The organism is Coprococcus ammoniilyticus (assembly GCF_025567345.1).
Lineage (GTDB): Bacteria > Bacillota > Clostridia > Lachnospirales > Lachnospiraceae > Coprococcus > Coprococcus ammoniilyticus.
Map to the genome: position 1 here is coordinate 15355 of NZ_JAOQJS010000001.1, position 21553 is coordinate 36907.

15 protein-coding genes and 1 riboswitch are annotated in these 21553 nt (G+C 41.2%); of the genes, 7 read left to right on the forward strand and 8 right to left on the reverse strand.

From position 1 onward, the window contains the following. Positions 1–6 precede the first annotated feature (6 nt). Positions 7–915, reverse strand: coding sequence for a hypothetical protein (locus tag OCV60_RS00085; protein ID WP_262528806.1), 909 nt, complete (start codon positions 913–915; stop codon positions 7–9). Between the two features lie 223 nt (positions 916–1138). Between OCV60_RS00085 and OCV60_RS00090 the strand changes: the two genes are divergently transcribed. Further along, a complete protein-coding gene (locus tag OCV60_RS00090) occupies positions 1139–3736 on the forward strand; it encodes a GH25 family lysozyme (RefSeq protein WP_262528809.1) in 2598 nt (865 codons plus the stop codon). Between the two features lie 69 nt (positions 3737–3805). Here OCV60_RS00090 and OCV60_RS00095 read toward each other — a convergent pair whose 3' ends face one another. The 4 genes from OCV60_RS00095 to bioB all read right to left on the reverse strand — a co-directional run bounded on the left by OCV60_RS00095 (position 3806) and on the right by bioB (position 6805). Then, positions 3806–4522 (reverse strand): response regulator transcription factor, encoded by a 717-nt coding sequence (locus tag OCV60_RS00095; protein ID WP_117808584.1) that lies wholly within the window; start codon positions 4520–4522, stop codon positions 3806–3808. A 21-nt stretch (positions 4523–4543) separates the two neighbouring features. Continuing rightward, the gene (locus tag OCV60_RS00100) at positions 4544–5062 is read right to left on the reverse strand and encodes a hypothetical protein (protein ID WP_262528812.1); all 519 of its coding nucleotides are present in this window, start codon (positions 5060–5062) and stop codon (positions 4544–4546) included. Positions 5063–5081: 19 nt separating this feature from the next. Next, positions 5082–5657, reverse strand: coding sequence for a hotdog family protein (locus OCV60_RS00105; protein ID WP_118675533.1), 576 nt, complete (start codon positions 5655–5657; stop codon positions 5082–5084). A gap of 152 nt (positions 5658–5809) precedes the next feature. Beyond that, positions 5810–6805, reverse strand: coding sequence for a biotin synthase BioB (gene bioB, locus OCV60_RS00110; RefSeq protein WP_117784709.1), 996 nt, complete (start codon positions 6803–6805; stop codon positions 5810–5812). Positions 6806–7337: 532 nt separating this feature from the next. Here bioB and OCV60_RS00115 point away from each other — a divergent pair. The 3 genes from OCV60_RS00115 to OCV60_RS00125 are packed head-to-tail and all read left to right on the forward strand — an operon-like array spanning position 7338 to position 10477. Further along, entirely contained in the window at positions 7338–7991 is a 654-nt protein-coding gene (locus OCV60_RS00115; protein ID WP_262528817.1) for a response regulator transcription factor, read from the forward strand. Between the two features lie 12 nt (positions 7992–8003). Further along, positions 8004–9419, forward strand: a complete 1416-nt coding sequence (locus OCV60_RS00120; protein WP_117784707.1) for a sensor histidine kinase — start codon at positions 8004–8006, stop codon at positions 9417–9419. Further along, a complete protein-coding gene (locus tag OCV60_RS00125) occupies positions 9416–10477 on the forward strand; it encodes a hypothetical protein (RefSeq protein WP_173789221.1) in 1062 nt (353 codons plus the stop codon). Before OCV60_RS00120 ends, OCV60_RS00125 begins: the two co-directional genes overlap by 4 nt. Positions 10478–10814: 337 nt before the next feature. Here OCV60_RS00125 and OCV60_RS00130 read toward each other — a convergent pair whose 3' ends face one another. Both OCV60_RS00130 and OCV60_RS00135 read right to left on the reverse strand, forming a co-directional pair. Continuing rightward, a complete protein-coding gene (locus OCV60_RS00130; protein WP_262528824.1) occupies positions 10815–11111 on the reverse strand; it encodes a homing endonuclease associated repeat-containing protein in 297 nt (98 codons plus the stop codon). Positions 11112–11331: 220 nt separating this feature from the next. Beyond that, positions 11332–18135, reverse strand: coding sequence for a DUF4430 domain-containing protein (locus OCV60_RS00135; RefSeq protein WP_262528826.1), 6804 nt, complete (start codon positions 18133–18135; stop codon positions 11332–11334). 78 nt (positions 18136–18213) lie between these two features. Next, a riboswitch (cobalamin riboswitch) is annotated at positions 18214–18360 on the reverse strand. Positions 18361–18469: 109 nt separating this feature from the next. On the opposite strand from OCV60_RS00135, the gene OCV60_RS00140 reads away from it, so the two are divergent. Further along, positions 18470–19276: an N-acetylmuramoyl-L-alanine amidase gene (locus OCV60_RS00140; RefSeq protein WP_262528828.1), complete on the forward strand. Its 807-nt coding sequence runs from the start codon at positions 18470–18472 to the stop codon at positions 19274–19276. A 583-nt stretch (positions 19277–19859) separates the two neighbouring features. Next, positions 19860–20717, forward strand: coding sequence for an adaptor protein MecA (locus OCV60_RS00145; protein ID WP_117784703.1), 858 nt, complete (start codon positions 19860–19862; stop codon positions 20715–20717). Positions 20718–20817: 100 nt separating this feature from the next. Here the strand turns inward: OCV60_RS00145 and OCV60_RS00150 are convergent, their stop codons facing one another. Beyond that, positions 20818–21039, reverse strand: coding sequence for a DUF1858 domain-containing protein (locus tag OCV60_RS00150; protein WP_021944218.1), 222 nt, complete (start codon positions 21037–21039; stop codon positions 20818–20820). A gap of 250 nt (positions 21040–21289) precedes the next feature. On the opposite strand from OCV60_RS00150, the gene OCV60_RS00155 reads away from it, so the two are divergent. Further along, a complete protein-coding gene (locus OCV60_RS00155) occupies positions 21290–21460 on the forward strand; it encodes a DUF362 domain-containing protein (protein WP_004852414.1) in 171 nt (56 codons plus the stop codon). Positions 21461–21553: the final 93 nt, after the last annotated feature.

Genomic DNA, 21553 nt, shown 5'->3' on the forward strand with positions numbered 1-21553 from the left:
CTATTATCAGTCTCCATAATACTCTTCATCCGGCACATGATCTTCCTGTTCTCCCGCTTTTGTTTCCGGCTTCTCCGGTATCCGTAGGATCTCATCTGCATATAATTTGACTGCTGTGATCAGATAGACAAATGTTATGATCACACACAGAATATACAAAAATACAAATTGTCCCTTTAATACAAATCCTGCGATCAGGATCGCCGCTATAAACCACGGGGTTCTGATAAGTGTGGACGCCTTTACGATATCCGAAAAGCCGATCTCATCACTGATACCAAATACATGCTTGAGTGCATTTATGATAAATCCCCATATCAGGGTTCCAACATAATAGACAAATATCAGCAATACCGCCAGCACAAGTGTAATCCCGATCAATAACGGAGTATCATATTTTCTTGTCAGATTTAATAATGTATCCTTATCATATACATCCCGCTTCTCGATCGAACGCAGGTGCGAATAAACACTGCTCCAACTGATCCTGGTCGGTGAATCATCGCTGTACAGCAGAATCTCCTGATTGCTGACCACTACCATCGTCTTATAATGTCCAACCTCAAGAAGTTCATCGATCTCATCTGATTCCGTATCGTAATCCGTAGAATCGATTCTGATATATGCTTCTCCCGGACGTTTTAATTCATACTGCTTCTTACAATAAAATCCGTCTTCACTTACACTGAAATATGCAATTCTGTCATCGATCGCATCTGCCAGGCGGTTATATCCGATCCTCTTGCTGACCGGCATATAAAATACTAACGTCGGAAGAATCACGCATACAAGGATCACCAACAAATGGATGGAAAACCATGTTGCACTTTTTCCTGTCTTAATATATTCTGCCGGGTGGACCAGTCCTTTAAACATACCGCCTAATGCCCCAAAAAATCTTGTTTTTTTCTCCATATGATGTTCCTTTCATTTTTATTACCGTGTTGATTATAACACGTCATCGACTGACTTGGCACTACAAAAATGCTTTTTTTGTGCAAATTTCTGGTAAAGATTTTATCTGATCTTTTACCTGTTTTTTTCATAGTTCTTAAATTTCCCCAGATTATTGACATTTATATGTAAAAAAAATATTATAAATTAGTTAAGGATAAATAAAAATTGGAGGTTGCTTATCGTGAAAAAACTTATTACCACGGTATTGTGCAGTGCTGTCGCCGGTCTCACGATCTTCAGCGCACCTAAGATCGCCGGTCAGACCTATGCACAGTCACAATATGCGTACACAACAGTTTCTACCCAGTCATCCAACATTTCATATGCTGACGAGATTGATGAAATGGTAGAAACGGGAACATTTGACAGTTCTTCATTAACAAAGGAACAGATTGCCCTTATCAATAAAAAATACGGAGAAGATCCACAGGCAATTCAGGAGCTTCAGAAAAAATCTGACAGCATCAAGAATCCTTCTCTGGCTTCCATTGATACCAGCATCTATGCCCATGATGCACAGTTCAAGGGCTATGACATTATAAATGGTATTGATATCTCCCGTTGGCAGGGCAATATCGACTGGAAGAAGGTCAAGGCAGACGGAATTAATTTTGCTCTGATCCGTGTCGCACTCCGTACCACAGAATCCGGTGTGCTGGAAGCAGACGCATTATATAAGGAAAACATCGAAGGTGCTCTCGCCGCAGGACTGGATGTCGGCGTATATGTCTATTCCCAGGCGATCACAACGGCCGAAGCAAGAGCAGAGGCCAACTACACCATGAAGCTGATCAAAGGCTATAACATAAAGCTTCCGGTTGTTATGGACTACGAATACTACATCAATCATTCCGGCAGACTTGCACGGGCAAACTTAAGTCCTGCTGCCACAACTACGATCTGTACTGCTTTCTGTGAAGAGGTAGAGAAAAATAATTACACCGCTATGGTCTATGCAAATAAATCTTTACTCACAGATGATGTATATGCAGATGTACTGGCAAAACGGTTCCCGATCTGGCTCGCCCAATATCCGGGATGGGATTCTGCAACCAACAGTGTGCATGCATCTTACGAAGGTAAATATTCCTACTGGCAGTACACATCTTCCGGCTCTGTAGCCGGCATCAGCGGTAATGTTGATATGAATTTCCGGTACATCAAAAAACCGGAAGCCGTTAAGAATCTGCATATCACTTCAACTTCCATGCAGAAGGCATCCTTGAAATGGAATAAAGTACCGTATGTATATGGTTATAAGATCTATCGTCTTGACAAGAGCACAAATACATATAAGCATGTCGGAACGACAGTCGGTGCAAGCAATACTTCATTTACAGACAAGGGTCTGGAGGTAGAAACCTTATACAGTTACAAGGTACTTGCGTTCTACGGAACAAATTCCGGTGCTTACAACGGCGGAGAGTCCAATATCGTTCATGCCGCTACACAGGAAAAGAATATTGATAAGGTATCAATCGCCAAACGGGCAAAGGATTCTCTTACTTTAGAATGGACTCCGCAGACCGAAGTTTCCGGCTACCACATCGTACGTTTTAATCCGGCAACCGGTAAATACAAAACCGTTGCTTATGTAAAAGGAGCCAAAAACAATACTTACACAGATACCAAGCTGGCAAGCGGAACAACTTACACTTATAAAGTGCGTGCTTACTTTGAAGAAGGCAGCCGCCGCGCATTTTTCAAATACTCCTCTTCCATAAACGGAAACACCCGTCCCGGCCAGGTCACAGGTGTAACTGCTTCCTCTACAAAGAATACCGTAACCGTTAAATGGAATGGTCAGATAAATGTTGCCGGCTATATCGTTTACCGTTTAAATGACAATGGTAAATGGGTACGCGTTAAAACGATCACAAATAAAAACACAACCTCATATACAGATAAAAAATTAAGTGGCAATACCATTTACAAATACTGTGTTGTTGCTTACTACAAGAAATCCGGCAACAATGTCCGTACAGATCGTTCCAAAACAGTATCTATTATGACAAAACCGGCAAATGCCAGAAGCGTGTCCGTTATCCCATCCAAGAATAACTCTGTAAGTATTTCCTGGAAATCTTCTAAGAATATTTCAGGTTATCTTGTTTATATGAAAAACGGAACCACAGGTTCTTCCTGGAAACGGATTGCAAAATTATCTTCCGATAAGACTTCCTGGACACAGAAGGGGCTGTCCGCAAACGGAACCTATAAGTTCAAGGTTAAAACCTATTACCGCGGAAACGGTGCTACTTCGATCAGTGATGCAGCTACGATAACCGTTAAGATCCCACCGAAAAAGGTAACAGGAGTAGCTGTAAACAGCTACGGTTCCAAGCAGTTAATGACATGGAAGGCTCAGACAGATGCAGATGGGTATTATATCTATCGTTATACAAATAAAACAAAGAAGTATACAAAGCTGAAAACGATCACCAACTCCGCCGCTTCTTCCTATATTATCAATGAAGCCGGATCATCCAAATACAGCTATTGCATCGTTGCCTACAACAAGTCAAATGGAAAGGCTTACAAGGGAACCAGATCTGCACTTACCGCTAGCAAGAAAGGCAGCCAGAAGATGCAGGTTATATGCAGTGTCTTAAATGTAAGAAAAGGTCCCGGAACCGGATATGATATTATTCAGACAGTTTCTTATGGAACAGCGCTTACACTCAAAGGCTTATATCAGGACTGGTATCAGATTTCCTTCACAAAGGACGGTAGAACCTACAACGGCTATGTTTCAGCCGCTTATGTAAAATTGAAATAAGCAATAACCATATATAAAACGGCAGGAATGCATTCCAAGCACTCCTGCCGTTTATTTCTATTACTGTTTTTACTTATTTGCTGAGTCCGGAACAAACATATAACCAATCCCCCGAACAGTACGGATATATGCCGAATCCTCTTCCAGCTTATCTCTCAATCGTTTGATATATACCGACAAGGTATTATCATCCACAAATGACTCATCGACATCCCACAACCGTTCGATCAACTGTCTCCGTGTCATAACCTGATTCTCATGAAGCGTCAGTTCCCGAAGCAAACGAAATTCACTTGGTGTACTGTCGATATTCCGTTCATTCCGATAGATCTTATACTGTTTATTATCTAGTCTGGTGTGTCCGAAAATGAAATCTTCTCCTGCTTCATTTTCCAAATCTGTTTTTTTGATATTGTTATACCGCTGTCTTCTCAGGATCACAGAGATCCGTGTCAGCAGTTCCTTTACCCGATATGGTTTTGCTATATAATCATCTGCACCAAGCTCCAGTCCCTGCACCAGATTCACTTCATCTGATACTGCTGTAAGAAATATGACCGGAACATAATTATCTGCCTCACGGATCTCTCTGCAGAAATCATAACCATTTCCATCCGGTAGCATAACATCAAGCAGCACCAGATCGATATCCGGCTGCAGACACTTTCTCGCAGTCTTAAGATCCGAAGCATGCACCACTTCATAATGCTCTGTCTTTAATGTATATTCCGTCCCCATTGCCAAAGCAAAATCATCCTCAACTAACAGGATCTTCTCATTTGCCATTTCTCACACCCCTGTTCTATTTTATTCACGATCCAGTGCAAAGAAACACACCGCACTGACCAGACTGATAATGATACCTGCCAGAAACAGATAGAAGCCCAGCCGGTATCCTGCAAAGCCTTTATAGCCATTTTCCTGCATACTGCGTGTTGTTTCTTCCATAATCCCATGAATCGCCTGAATCGTCTTACTGTGTGTCAGCAGGAATAATTCAATACCGGAAAGAATAGCCGGTATAAAAAACATCAGATTGAAGATGTCCCAGGTATCCCAGTCTCCACGCAGATAGATCACAACCAGTACAATTCCGGCTATCCCGGTAAGGATTGCCAGATAAGGCAATATCCGGACAAACAGATTGATATCTCCCATCGCCTGATAACGGTCTGCAAGCTTTTTCAGATTTAAAAGCGGAAACCATTCCTTTACATCCTGATAATTCTTCATGGTAAACCGGTATCCTAGGAATGGGAAACATCCGGATATCAGGATCATAACCATCCCAGCCAGATACGTCAGGCTGAATTTATTTACCTTCATACACCCTCCATGCCAGCAATTATTTGATACGGAACGTCGCTTTTACATAACCATCTGCGAACAGCACATGATCTCTTCCGTCAAATGCCCACTTTAACTCTTCTTCTGCATAAGATGGCTCTACAAATTTAACATCAATTCTGGATACGTCCTCTGATTTTACAGCCGCTGTACGAAGAAGCAACATACCCTGAACAACCGGATGATCGGTCAGATGAATCTTATTCTGATCACCTGTCTCCTTGCTGAAGCTGTAAACCTCTTCTTTTGAAAATGTGTGGAACTCCTCTGCATTATCATATGATGCAGCCTCTACGCGCTTCAATTCCTTCTCTTTATCGGATGGCTTTACAAGTGTCACGGTAAATTTCTCTACCGGCATCTCTACACCATCCACATAACCGAGGATCGGAAGGATGTACATAAATGCATTCTCCTTTACAGCCCCGAATTCATAGCGGATACTGTCTGCCTGTCCAGCCTGTTCCTTCTCTGCCATATATGAGATCTTGCCGATAAATGCTCCCTGATATGTCGATGCATCCATCTCTGTCATCTTTGTTCCTATCGCCATCATTCTGTCATAAATATTCATATTGTACCTCTTTCTATATTATTAAAATCGCCTGATTTTCAATTAAATATATCTAAATAATTTTCCTGATCACATTTAAACCTGATTCTATGTTCCAATCATATTCATAATATATGTTTCTCTCAGAAAATTCAACAACCGGTAGTTTCATTTTAAAAGTCCATGCGGGTGCCGGGCTCTGGTGCTCCAATCTCGTATCCCTGTTCACGGATCATCTGCAGGTCAGTTTCAAATGTGATTCCGGTCGTTGTCAGAAAGTCACCGCTGATCACGGCATTTGCCCCGGCACGAAGAGCTGCCTTGCCATTATCTGGCAAATAGGCTCTGCCTGCCGCCAGACGGATAAAGGTATCCGGAAGGATAAAACGAAAAACAGCCACCGTCCGGAGGAACTCCTCCTGCTTCATCGGCTCCTGATGTTCAAAATACGTTCCCGGAATCGGATTCAGCATATTGATCGGAACCGAGTCCACATCCAGCTCTCTTAACGAAAATGCCAGATCGATCCGATCCAAAAGCGTCTCTCCCAGTCCGATCAGTCCACCACTGCACACTTTCATACCAGCCGCCTTGGCTGCACGGATACTCTTTCTCTTATCATCTGACGTATGCGTCGTGCACAAGGTCTTAAAGAACGCATCCGATGCTTCCATGTTATTATGAACCATTGTCATACCAGCTTCATGAAGCTTTATGAAATCCTCCTCATCCAGCATACCAAGAGATGCGCAGACATGGATATCTGCTGTCTTCCTGATATCCTCCACATTCTGAACTGCCAGTGCTACCTCCCGTTTCGACAGCCGCCGTCCAACAGATACAAGCCCGTACCGGTAAGAACCACGGCTCTTATCCTGAACCGCTATATCGGTCAGGATCTGCTCACCCAGTACACATTCCGCCGGGACCTTCTCCTTTGCTCTGGTTGACTGTGCGCAGTACAGACAGTCCTCACCGCACTGTCCAACCTTAACAGCCGCCACAGAACAGACATCGCAGACATTTCCACAGAAATGCAGTCGGATCCGGTCTGCCGCCTCAGAAAGCTCTGACAGATCTACATCGATAAGCAGCTCTGCTTCCTCCCTGCTGATACGATATCCATCCATTATCTTATGTTCCAATCTCTGAAGTTCATCCTTTGTCATAATTCATCATTGTCCTTTATTAAGAAATATTGCCCTTTTTAACCACACAGTGTATCCATTTTCATCCAATCTTTATTAATATACCATCTAAACAACATCTTGTGAACTACCCAATGTTCCGCATTGTCACGCCCGGCTTGTCCTCGCACCTGCCCACTTCCGGCTGTATATTACCCCGCTTCATGTCTGCCCTTCCCGGCTGGATCCTTTGCATATAAACTCGCATATTTTCTATGAATTGTACCTGCCTTATTTGCTCATGCTCCTGTGCAAACTCGCCTTTGGCTCAAACATGCACCCGCATTCGCTGGCAAGGTACAAGTTCATAACGAAAATATTGCTTTATGTTTATATGCAAAGGATCCAGCCGGGAAGGGCAGACATGAAGCGGGGCAATACACAACCGGGAGGAGCCGGGCGAAACCTTAAATCTCTTTTTTTCGGCATTATTCTCTTTTAAGTTTTTGTAAAATATAGTAGAATTATGGAGTATGGGGCCATTGGAAGGCGGACCCCTTTGGAGGTTATATCTATGATTAATATACTAGTAGTTGAAGACGAAAAACCTATTGCAAACCTGATCAAAATGAGTCTGACAAAGGCAGGCTATTCCTGTACCTGTATTTATGACGGACTTGCTGCCGCAGACATACTGGAAGAAACCCCTTTTGATCTGGTTCTGCTCGACATCATGCTTCCGGGTGCATCCGGCTATGATGTTCTTGAATATATCAAACCATTAAAAATACCGGTTATCTTTATTACAGCAAAAAACTCCCTGAACGACCGCGTCATGGGGCTGAAGATGGGAGCCGAGGATTATATTGTAAAACCATTTGAGATCGTTGAGCTTCTTGCAAGGATTGAAGTTGTTCTCCGGAGATATAATAAGCTGAATACAACGATCACCGTCCGCGATCTTGTTATTGATACAATTGCGATGAGCGTCACGAAAAATGGAAAAGAGATACCACTGACAAATAAGGAATATGAGCTGTTATTGTTATTTGCACAAAATCCGGGAGTTGCCCTCTATCGTGAAACGATATATGAACGCATCTGGGGTGGTGACTATCCTTGTGACAGCCGAACGGTTGCTCTTCATGTCCAGCGTATGCGAAAAAAGCTTGGACTGGAAGACTGCTTAAAGACCATCAACAAGATCGGATACCGTCTGGAGATCTAAAAAGGAGTTTCTATGAAATTTAAGCATAAACTTGTATTATGTATGGTTGCACTTCTGGGACTGTCCTTCGGTCTCGGAGGAACCATGCTGATCCACCGATCATTCAAATCTTCGTTATCCTCCACGATCGACAGTGACCTGCAAAATTATGAGAGTATTCAGAGCACTCTGCTGATCGCTGTTGATACAAATTCTGTGTCATCTTATATCGACATGTCTAATATCATCAACCAGTTTTCCGCTCAAGGCAACTCCAACCGTAAGAATATCATTCTTCGAAATTCGGATATGGAAGTCGTAAGCATCATGAATTCATCCTCTACATATAAAGAAATGAAACCGTCAGATGAAAATATCTGTAATTCGATCATTTGGAGAGAAAAGGATAACTACTATCTGCAATTATGCAGCTCCATGGATATCAATACAGAAAATCTGGACATCTCACAGATGGACATTGTCTATGACATCACTTCCGTATATGCCGCCCGCGCACAGGAACAGAATACATTTCGTCTGCTGTTGATCGCGATCTTTGTTGTCGGAAGTATCACATCCATGATTGCAGCCAGCCTGCTGACAAAACCGCTGGAAAAATTATCATCACTTGCACAACATATCTCCCACGGAGATTACTCTGCCCGTCTGCACATCCACTCCGGTGATGAGATCGAGGAACTGGCAAATGATTTCAACAATATGGCAGATACCATCGAAGATAATATCTCAGAGCTTCATTTCTCTATGGAAAAACAGGAACAATTTATGGGAAGCTTTGCTCACGAATTAAAAACTCCTATGACCTCGATCATCGGTTACGCCGATCTTCTGCGAAGCCAGAACATGAGTGAGGATGAAACAAACGAAGCTGCTAACTATATCTTCTCAGAAGGAAAACGTCTGGAAAGTTTATCTTTAAAATTACTGGATCTTCTGGTTGTAAAAAATCAGGAAACCATCTTATCACCAACCGATCCTTCCCTTGCGATCCGGAATGTGATCAACATCATGAAGCCGGAGCTTGCAAAAGAACATATCACTTTGAAATCAAGCTGCCGTAAAGGCTGCTGTATGATGGACATCGACCTGTTCCAGTCTCTGATCATCAATATTATTGACAATGCCAGAAAAGCAATCGATGACAACGGTATCATCCATGTAGCGGGAACCGTGCGGGATGACAACTATGTGATCATTATCAAGGATAACGGACGTGGAATGCCGCCGGAAGAGATCACTCGAATCAGTGAGGCCTTCTACCGCATCGATAAATCAAGGTCCCGTGCACAGGGTGGAGCCGGTCTTGGTCTTGCAATCTGCAGTAAGATAGCAGAGATCCATCAGGCAAAGATCAAATACAAGAGCGCTGTTGGGCGTGGTACCGTGGTCACAATATCATTACCAAATGTAAAGGAGGCATCTGAATGAGCAACGAAGAAAAGAAAGAACCCGTCATTGCATCCTATGAACTGACTGCAGCCCATAAAGAAGAGGATGATATCTCCGAATCTGAAGTAAATGATATGATAAACGAAAGCGAAGAAGGTACTGTTTCCTCTACTGAACATACAGGAAAAGCACACGGCATTCTTCATTTCCTGTACAAGAATCTTCTCTGGTTTATAATATGCATTGCAATTTTTATGATCTGCATCATTGCCTCGAATCTGTATTTTCGTATTCAGGACAGGAAAACATTGAATTCCATATCCAGCCATGAGATCAGTCCGAACAATCTTGATGTAACAAATAAACTGACACTACTCGAGAAAATCAATATCATAAACGAAGAATGTTACTACACTGATCTGAACTTTGATTATACGGACAAACATTCCTACAGTGAGATCCATGATATAACCGTAAATGAACTGACGTCGTATTTCTCCGATTATTTCTCCTGTGATTTTACTGTAAATGGTATCTATGAAATGTATATATCCAAATATCTTGCAACGTCAGATGAAAATTCTTACCGCAGTTTTACAATATGGGTGGTTAATATCTACTATTTTGGATTTGAAATGAATTGCTTTCTGGATTATGACACAAACAAACTGATTACATTTACAATGAATCTGGACCCTAATTCTAACACTTTCTATAACGAAGAAAGTCTGGTAGAATTGGAATATTACAATGATTATATACTTCCACTGTATAACTTTTTAGGAAGCCATGTCGGTAACTCAACTACGTTCAGTGACACTTGTTTCGATACTCTATACGATATATTAGTCTCTTATTATGAGCTCAACTTGGAGAAAGGATCTGGAAGCGGTGCAGGTATGACTCCAACAGAGATACCGGATTCTGATCTGCAGCTATTTGAAAAGCTGACAGGAACACCTATGACTGCTCATACCTATTATACTTACACTACTGAGATTAGTATGGAATCAGAAGTCGATACAACAGAAGAATACAACTTTTATATGAAAAACGGATTGTTCTTCTACCAGATGAATCGATATTTTTATAATTAACAGATGCTTAATACTTCTTTAGAAGAAATATGCAGAATTGATGCATTTTTTTGCAGGTTATGATGCATCCATCCTTTATAGTAACATCATCAAGACAAGGGATGGTGCTTATGAAGTATTCAAGCAGAGAACAGAACAGGATTGAGTGCAGCACATTTTTTAAGACAGAGAGGTCTTTTACACGCTGCAATTATCTCAAAGTTAAGTTTGGTATCTTTGCCATATGTTGTTTTATTTTGTTTGTTGCCATTTTGCTCAAAGGTACCATCCTATAATCTCTTGAGCCCCCTCATATTTCAGACTAGCTCCAGATGCGTTTCCCGGCATCTGGAGTTTTTCATTGTTTCTTATCATCTGCCTGCTCTTTTAATCTGCCCTGACGTTCCAGCTTATACTGTGTCTGCCGCTTTTTCGCAGCGATCCGTTTCTGCAGCTTTGCTGCCTCCCGTTCCACTGAACGATCCGGCAGTATCCCACACGCTTCCAGTGCTCTTGGCCAGGGGCCAAAATAGGATTTGACCGCAGCAACCTCTTCCACCGTGAAGTCTGATTTTTTCGGATACCGTTCCAGTTGTTTATATGCATCACGCAGCATTTCCATACAGTTTTCTTTTGTCAGATCGTTTTCTGCCATAATCAGCTTTCCTCTTTCCTGTATTTCCCTACAGCTATATGCTATATCTGTCTTCATAGATTATCTTCTATACCATACAATGTTTCCCGGTATATTGCAAATACCGGCTGCCACCCGTTCGTTTTAAAACGCTTCCGGATAGCAGCCGGTATTCCTTTTACTGACAGATCAATGTTTGTCCGTAATACATATCACCTTACGGCTTCATGTATCTTTTTTATTATTTTGTCTTTACAGACGTCTTACCACTGTAAACACTGTAGAACTTCTTTCCATTGATCTTCTTATATGCTCTTACCTTGACATAATATTTCTTACCCTTTTTCAGGTTCTTGATCACAGCACTTGACTTCTTGCCGCTTACATATGTACTCTTTGCATTCTTGAATGCTTTATTTGTTGCATATGTGATCTGGTAACCACTTGCACCTGATACCTTCTTGTAAGAAACCTTGATTGCCTTGGTCTTATATGCAGCAGCCTTCTTTACAGTCGGTGTTGCAGGTACAACAATCAAGGTGATCGTTCCTGTACTCTTCTTGTAATTTGCTGTTGCTGCGGCTGTTACTTTGATCTGTACCTTGCCCGGCTTCTTAGCTGTAACAAATCCGGACTTCTTGTTTACAGTTGCAACCTTCTTGTTAGAAGATGTGTAAGTAATCTTGCCCTTTGCAGAAGCTTTCACCATTACATACTTGCTGTATGCATATACTGTCTGCTTCTGAATCGTCTGTGATGCTTTCTTGATCACAAATGTGCTTTCTACTTTACCGGTATAGTTGCCCTTACCGGTAATAACTACCTTTGCGATTCCTGCATTCTTGTTATTTGAATATGCTACAGAATAATCATCGGTTGATAATGCCTTGCCGGATACTGTAACCTTTACAGCCGGTTTCTGTGCCTTACCTGTATATGTAACACTTGGAACTGTTACAACAGTGTTTTTGGCAGTCAGTGTAACCTTCTGATCCGGAGTCTCTGTAGTTGGCTCTTCTGTACTTGGTTTCTCTGTTGTCGGTTCTTCTGTAGTTGAATCAGAAGAATCTTCTGTTGTCTTATCAGGATCTTCTGTATCCGCCTTTTTCTTAACAGTCAGACGAACTACTGTTTCTGCAGCTTCGTAATTTGCTGTTCCGGCAGTCTTGATCGTAATATCTGTAAATCCTGCTGCCTTTACTGTTACAAGACCTGTATCATCGATCTCTGCAACTGCAGGTGCCGATGAAACGAATGTCAATGTACCATGACCATCGGCTGCAAGAACAAACGGATCTGTACCTTCTGTTACCTCTATGCTCTTAGATGCAACCTGGATTTCCTGTTTTGCCTTCACAATTTCAAATGTAACTGTCTGTGAACCTGCATATCTTCCATCGATTCCACGAATCGTTGCTGTAGCCTTTCCGACAGATACACGCTGTCCTGAAACCGTATAATCAACATCCTTTACAAGCTGATATGTGCCATCTGTGATTGTAAGTTCCGGTACGATCACCTTTCCGGTATATTCTACAGAAGCAACCGGAGCAATTGTTGCCTTGCTCAGATCTCCCATAACTGTAACCTTAAAGGAAGCTGTAGCTGCCAGATAATTGTCACTCTCCGGTGCTGTAATTGTAATAACTGCTGTTCCGATACCATTGATCTGAAGCTTGCCATCTTCTGTTACTGATACAACAGCTTCTTTATCAGATGATAATACAGGAGTTGTCTTTGCTCCTGCTGCAACTTCGATATCTGCCTTCTGTCCGTATACGACCTTCCGGTCTTCCGGTACATTTGTGATCTGCTGTTCTGCTTTCTTGATCTCGAAGGTTGTCTGAACCTGTCCGGAGAATTCGCCCTTACCTGTTACCGTACAGGTAGCTGTTCCGGCATTCTGCGCATTTTCAAATACGACATCATAGTTTTCTTCTGTTATCAGATTACCGTTTACATATACCTTTACTTCCGGTTTTAATTCTTCTCCGGTATAAACTGCATCTGCAACTACTACCTTTGTATTTGCATCTGTCAATGCCTTTTCTGTCTCTGCTGCCGCAGTGATCTTGTACCATGCAGTTCTTCCTGCTCCGGATGTTACATGACACAGCACTCCATCTGTCAGATCCATAACATCGGAAAGTCCATCAACTGTTACATAATGTGAATCTGCCTCTGTCTTATAGCTGACTGGCAGAGCTGTAAGGTCTGTGTCCTTGAATAAATCTACGTTTACAATAAATGGATCATTCTCTGTACCGGTTCCGGCAAGTTCTTCTCCATTCATCCTATAAGTAATGATCTGATTCCACTGAGCATCATATGTAGATGATACCTCAAAGTTCATCTGACTGCTTCCAATTATAAGCTCTTTCAATGTTGGCAGACCTGAATATGCAGATGCAACATCACCACCTGTAAGCTGATAGTGGAATTCTAATACATCGCCATCCTGGATCGTTGTAGCTGATAAGCCCATATTGGAGAAATCATCTTTGTTGTATGAGAACATCCATCCTGACATCGTATATTCAGCCTGAACAGTCAAACCATTGATGGATTCCATATACGGTCCATATCCTGTATCTGTCAGAACATATGGAATATTATTCTCTTTCAATACCTTTTCTACAGCTTCAGTTGCTGTTGCTGCATCAACCTCGACATCATCAAGGATCACACCATTTTCAGATGCGCCCTTAATTCCTGCTGCTGTTGCTGTGTAATCATATACTCCGACTTTAACATGCTTCTGATCAGCAACTGTTGTCTGTAACTCTTTATAAAGATCTACAAATGCCTGATCTTCTGCTGATAACGGAGCATTTTCAAGAGCAGTGATGACCAGAGCTACACGATCCAGAGTCGCCTTATCAGCTTTCTTTGAAACCGTTTCTGTTGTCAACTTCTTTACCGCTGCTATATCAGCAGGAGATACATATACTGCCTGATCCTTTGTGAATGTGCTACTTGCTTCATCTACGCATGAATAAACACAATTAGATAACCTCATATTTGCTGACTGACCTGCAAATATTGTCTCTTCCTTTGTCTGACCGGTGCTCAGAACATCTCCGGCACTGTAACAGCCTGACATCTCTACAACTGCGTCATTTGTCGTCTTTCCTTTAAAGCATCCGGCAATTCCACCTACGTTTGTCTGACCTGATACTGTACCTGCATTATAACAACCGAGGATCTTACCGGCAGGTGCTTTTGGACTGGATTCATTATGAATACCAAGAATACCACCTACGTTATTCTTTGCTGTAATAGTTCCATAGTTAGTAGAATTCTTTATTGTAACATTTCTGTTTATCATTGCACCAAGAATACCACCTGCGCAACTGCCATTTTCAGCAGTGATCGTACCGTAATAGCTACAGTTTTCAATCACATTTGTACTGGTATCTGAATTTGCTCCGCAATATCCAACGATACCACCTGCATAAACATAATTTGAAGTTCCTGTAAAGGTAATATTAACCTTTGAAACACAATTTGAGATCAATACAGTTTTTCCTGCATTTTCCTTAAGCATACCTGCAATTCCGCCGGCATGTGTTGCTGTGCTTGCAGAAATATTTCCTTCTACTGTCAGATTCTTGATCTGACCTGTTACTGATCCGAATAAACCTGCATCCTGAACATTGTCCACATACAGATTCTTGACTGTATGCCCCTGTCCATCAAATGTTCCTGCATAACCATAACTTGAACTGTTCGGTTTGACAGGTGTCCATTTATATCCTGCAAGGTCAATATCTGCTGTCAGAACCGCATTGATCGTGTATTTTGTCTTTACTTCATTTGCGAACCAGTAAAGTTCTGCTCCGGTTCCGATCTGGTATACACCATCTGACTGTTTCGGTTCAGTCATAGTCTGTCCATCCCACGCCTGAGCATCGGCAGGTGTCAGACGGATCGTCTTTGTAATACTGTCTGTATCCTCCGGAATCTCAATCGTTCCTGTCTTATATATATAACCTGATGCACAAATGACATATGAATATGTTTTTCCGACAAATCCCTTGAAAACTCCATCCGTTACTTTTGTTTCTTTCTTATCTTCATCTAAGATCTGAATTGTATAATCTGTAACCGGTTTTTTCGTCTGACTGTCTGTTATATTCAATGTTACCGGTACGAAATCAGAAGCTACAAGCTTGAATTCTACATCCGGAAGATTACACATATAAGCGGTATGACGGCTGGCTGCCATCTGTACCGGTACACCTGTATCATGTCGAACTGACCGATGAGAACCGTACGGTGAACCATAAGCACTCCACCCACCTATTCCGTTTTTCAGACATCCTGTCAGACGGAATGTATCGCCTGCAAAATAAGTCGGGATCGTAACCGTAATCGTCTGTGAAGCCGGTGTTGATGCAAACATATACTGGTTTAGTTTTCCAACATATTCTGTTCCTGTTGTGTCAAAAAAGCAGATTGCTGCATCCATATTATACACACCTGCTAATTTACTGGCAGGATTGTATAAGCCATTGTAAGAACGCTTACCGTCTTCACTTCTTTCTCCATAGCTGATCTCAATGGAATCACCTGCTGTCAATTCATCTGCGGTTATTTCATTTCCATCTGCATCTTTATATTTGTACGATACTGCAACTTCTTTTGCACGTATCACCTGATAGGTGCTGACACCATTCTTTGTAACTTTAACAATATTTGGTCCTTCTGTAAGCCCTGCGACTGTATAACTGCCATCTGAATTTCTTGTGATGTTCTTTGCAGAAAATCCGCCGTATGTCAGCTTATTGTCTATGATCTCCGGACGAAGGACAGATACGGATACTCCACTCTCCGGTGTAAATGTATACTCAGCTCCGTCTGTTCCTGCCTCATAATAAAGAACATCCAGCTGGGCATCCAGTCTGTCGCCAGTTACTTTTTCCTCTTTTTTATTTTTACCTTCATTTATGGTCATGTTGGTCTGAATAGCTGTGCCATCCTTATCAACAGTAACCACTACAACACCGGTGTTTTCAGGCCATATTGCACTAAACTTGGTATACTTCATATATCCCTGCATATTAATCTGTGCATCGTAGGTCACAAGCAGAATTGCTGTTCCTTCGGATTTCGCCTGAATCTCCGCTATTTCTGAATGTGCTCCCGGTGTAACTGTGATCACATCATTTGATGGATTTCCATTCTCATCAATAACCGTGTAATGATAATCCGGTTCTGCACTTTTAGCATTCGAAGTACCTTCGATCGCCTGCCAGTTACGGAAACATTCCAGACTGTATGTCTCACCCTTCTTCATAGAAAGGTATCCACGTTCATCTGATGTAAGATAAATATCTGCTACATCATACTTATTCTGAGACATATCATGATATATAGTATCCGGATTAAAAGAGTCATCCCCGATATACATATCCGCCTTACTAACCATATAATCTGCATCTTTATTGGTAGAGAACCAATCCCAGTAGGTAACACCACCGGCACCTGTCACACGATAGTAATATGTAATACCACCTCCGACAGTAAATTCATATGTCTCATATCCCGGCTCTTTGGCTTCTATCTTTGTTCCCGGTTCATCTTTATAAATATAATATGTAGACAATGTTCCAAGTCTAAGTTCTGCTCCTTCCGGGAAAGTCACACTCACTTTTCTGGCTTCCGGTGCACTGATCGAATACCCATATGAACTGTTTGCTGTAAGTGTTTTTGAAACTGTCTTTTCTATATAATTCTGTGCACGGTCTCCCTCAGGTGTTACAGTTACAGATACCATATCCGCATAATAAAAAGGCACTGCATACTGAGCTGCTTTCTGACTTGTTCCCGCCTGCATCAAACCAAGTGTAGCATGACGATCAACATTATCAGGAGATACTACCTTTACATTAAAAGTAAAATCTTCTCCTTCTTGCCAAAATTTTCCACTGCCGGCATCCTTATTTGTACATGCAATACCCGACAGACTATATACTGCATATGACTGCTCTGCTTCATCGGTTACGATCAGGTCAATTGAACCCATATCAACTTTATTAGTACCACTCATTTTATATGTTGATAAGCGATAAGTACCTTCTGCAAGCTTCACTGTGTATACATAATTACTATCCGGATCTCCAGCCGCCACTGTATTTCCATCTGCATCTGTAAGTGTCATATATGGAACACTGCTGTTCATCTTGATCGATACCTGTTTCTCTTCTAATGCTTTGATCTTCTTTACAGCAGCTGCCACATCATCTGCTGATGCATCCAGATCTGCCATAACTGCCAGAAGCTCTGCATTTAATGAAGCATCCTTTGCGATCTCTTCCTCATGCTCTGCATAAAGTGTATATAACTCTGTCTTGTCCTGCGTTACATAATAAGATGCTCCCTCACCAAATCCATAACCAAGGTCTGCACCATATCCTGCAATTGTAAACTGCCAACGGATAACATGAGTGTCCAGGTCAGAGTCCTGATCAACCAGATAAGAACCTGCACCGGTATTACCCATCACATTATCTACTGTATTCATCCAACCGGACGCTGATGTGTAATCAAATTCTCCCAGATCGGTACCTGTTTTTTCCTCCAGTTCCAATGCATCTCCATCATTATGTGTCTTGTATGCACCTAAGAGCTCTGTTGGAACTTTTACCGTTCCTTTATCAATGCCTTTGACATATCTCAGATAAAAATCACTGGCATTATAGGCATTTGCTCCTGCAGGGATTGTACTGATACCTGCCTTTTTTAAAAATGCATATGTTGCCTGAGAAACGGTCAACTGAGACAGATCAATATCTATCCCTTCCTGTTTCCAGACATTTCCAATCTCTTCATAAGACATACGGGTCGGTGCGATATAAAATCCCTGTCCGATCGTAAAGCCCTCAAGAGACAGCACAACATATTTTGTGCTGTAATCGATGGTACTCTCATCTTCTGCTGCCACAACATTCTGCATACCATAACCTGCATTTGCTGCAAATGGTACAAATAAAACTGCGCATGCCAATAAGAACGAAAGCACCAGTACTCTGATTCGTTTCATTCGTTTCGATTCCTTTCTTCTATTGTATAATTTTTTATAAGCTGGGAATTAAATCTTGCTTTTCCCTCGCCCAAAAGCTGTATGTAGAATAAATCTGCGGGTATTCTGACTGAAAGACCATCTTATGATCTTAACACAGTAATGGCGGTTGCACCGGATTCTCACCGAATTTCCCCCTGACCGGACATTTAAAGACACATCCGAGCAGATCCAATATAGAACATACATAGTTTATCTTATAGCCTTGTATGCGGAATGTCAACAAAATCCACAGGCATTGACCGGAATGTTTCTGCATATTATAGAAAGAAGAATTCTGACAGGTGATCCTTTTATGAAACCTGAACTCCGGTCTCTTATTCCAAAACTAAATCGTTATCTTCTTCTGCTTCTTGTATTTATCTGCTCTCTTTCTGTATTTTTGCTATTGTATCCAATATCGTCAAAATCACCTCAGTCCGATCTGGATAATAAAGCCACGCTGCCGGGTGTCAGAAATCCAGACTCTGATCCAAATGACGAAACACAAAGTGACACCACCGAAACTGCATTTTCCGGCTATATTATCACACTCGATGCCGGACATGGCGGATACGATCCTGGAAAAATAGGAATTAACGATTCAAAGGAGAAGGACATCAATCTTCAAATTGCTTCTTATCTGCAAGAGCTTCTGGATTCTCTCGGTTTTGAAGTCTATATGACCAGAACGGATGACTCCTCACTGAATACAGAAACTGCCGAAAGCTTAAAGACATCCGACCTGAATCATCGGATTGAGATCGTGGCATCCCATAACTCCGACTTTTTTATAAGTATCCATCAGAACAGCTTTTCTGATTCTTCCGTACATGGAGCTCAGGTTTTTTACTATGCGAATTCTTCAGACGGTGAACAGCTTGCCAAATCGATCCAGGCCTCGATCCATGCGATCCTCGATTCTGATAATGAGCGTCCGGTCAAAGGTAATCTGGACTATCTTATTCTGAAAAAAAGCCCCTGTCCAGCTGTTATCGTTGAATGTGGCTTTTTAAGTAATCCGGATGAATGCAGCAGTTTAAATACTCCGGACTATCAAAAACAGGTTGCCGCAGCGATCGCAGATGGGCTTGTTAATCATATCCAGGCGGGCACAGAATAGGCAGGGGTGCTGTAACCCCTGCCACTGTTATTTTGTGCATGAATGTAACGGTTCTTTTTTATCGATACATTTTTTCATTTTATTCCCATTTGCTTTTTTACATATTCGTGCTGTGATGTGTCAATATTAATCTTATATACAAACCAATGGCACAAATACACCATTGTTTTCGTGTTTCTTTTCATATCTATATGTAATAAGCAATATCTGTCTGCCAGAAACGGAATTATGCAGACCGGAATCTGTCTGCAGCGAACCGATGAAGGGTTCATAGGATGTCTGCTCTTATATTACATTATATTTGTACGCCTGCCAATCACTTTATGAAAAATTAATCTTTTCTGATGTTTCCTGTCCTATTCTGCTCATTTGCACATTCTGATCCATATATACATAATTTATACTGTGGAATTATTTTTTATTCATATTCGACAGGATTTTATAAATTATTTTCGAATTTTTCACATTATATCCTATTTACTTGTCAGTTAAATATGGTAAACTATAGGTGCGTTTTAATACACAATTGTATGACTTATTTTCTACCCTTCATGGGTATTCTATCAGAAATGGGGTGATTCTATTGAAGATTGAACGCTTAAGTGAAAATCAGATCAGATGTACTTTGAATAAAGCAGATTTAGCAGACAAACAATTAAAGATTTCCGAGCTGGCTTATGGATCTCCAAAAGCAAAAGAACTGTTTCGTGAGATGATGCAGCAGGCATCAAACGAACTCGGATTTGAGGTTGATGATATACCACTGATGATCGAAGCTATACCGATTTCATCAGATTGTCTTATTTTAATTGTCACAAAGGTAGAAGATCCGGAAGAATTGGATACACGTTTTTCCAGATTTACCAGAAATAATGACGATGACGACACCGATTATGACGATGATATGGATGATGAATACGAAGATGAGGACTATCCCCCATCTGATGATAATGTAATATCCGGTCATATCGATATCGGTATAAATGGCGATGAATCCCAGATTCCGGAGGCAATTTTTAATGCTCTGGAAGGTTTTGTAAATAATCTGACAGGTCTTGCAGGTAAGAATATCGAGATTTCAACCGATATTCCATCCAGTGCAAAAGCACCTGTAAAACAGACACAACAGGAAGAGGATGCTCCACAGACTTTAACGAGACTGCTTGTATTTGACTCGTTAAATACCGTTATCAACGCATCCAAACAGGTTGCAAGTTTTTACTTCAGCAGCAACACACTCTATAAGAATCCGGTTAATAAACGTTTTTATCTGTTATTTACAAATGATAAGAATACTATTCCCGAATTCAACCGGGTATGTTACATTCTTGGAGAATACGGCACAGCACAGAAAATAACAGATGCCATGCCATATCATTTCAAAGAGCATTTTAAAACGATCATTGAAGAGGAAGCAGTTCAGACTCTGTCTGCTCTGTAATTTTTAAGAAAACTGATTTGACAAAACAAATACGGCGGATCCTTTTTTTCATTGGATTCCGCCGTATTTTTCGTCTGTCCAGATACATATTCTATATGAATTATGCCTGTGCCTGCTCTTCTTTCTTTGCAAGGTAGTCATTGATCTCAAGTTCAAGCTCTACCGGATCCAGACCATGAACGGCTGCTGCTTCCTCAAGAGTTTCACCTGCTGCTGCAAGACATCCGATACAATGCATACCTGCTGCCATAAGAATTGCTGCATTTCCTGCATCTACTGCTAAAATATCATTTATAAGCATATCTTTACTGATCTTTGCCATGTGTATATTTCCTCCTGTTTCCTATAATCTTTCTTAATCTGATATGACATTTTTCGATTTTAAAAATATCTTCACCATTATAGTATACACATTTTTAAATGTCTATCCCTTTATAGGAAAAAGATAGGCAGGCTCAAGTTAGCAGGGACTAATTTTTTACAAATCATCTCAATTCACTTGATATAAGAAACTTTTTGATTTAAAATAGGTAACGAGATGTGATTATTATTACTAAAAGGAGGACAATCATATGGCATTCGTAATTGGTGATTCATGTATCGGTTGTGGTTCATGTGCAGGTTCATGCCCTGTTGGAGCTATTAGCGATAACGGTGGTGTTTTCGTTATTGATGGTTCACAGTGTATTTCATGTGGTGCATGTGCAGGTTCATGTCCTGTTGGAACAATTTCAGAGGAGTAATCCACACAGAACGTTGTTATCATAATATAGAAAAGCTGCCGGAATCGGCAGCTTTTCTTTTTGTCTTATACAGGAAAACAATGATGTCCTCAA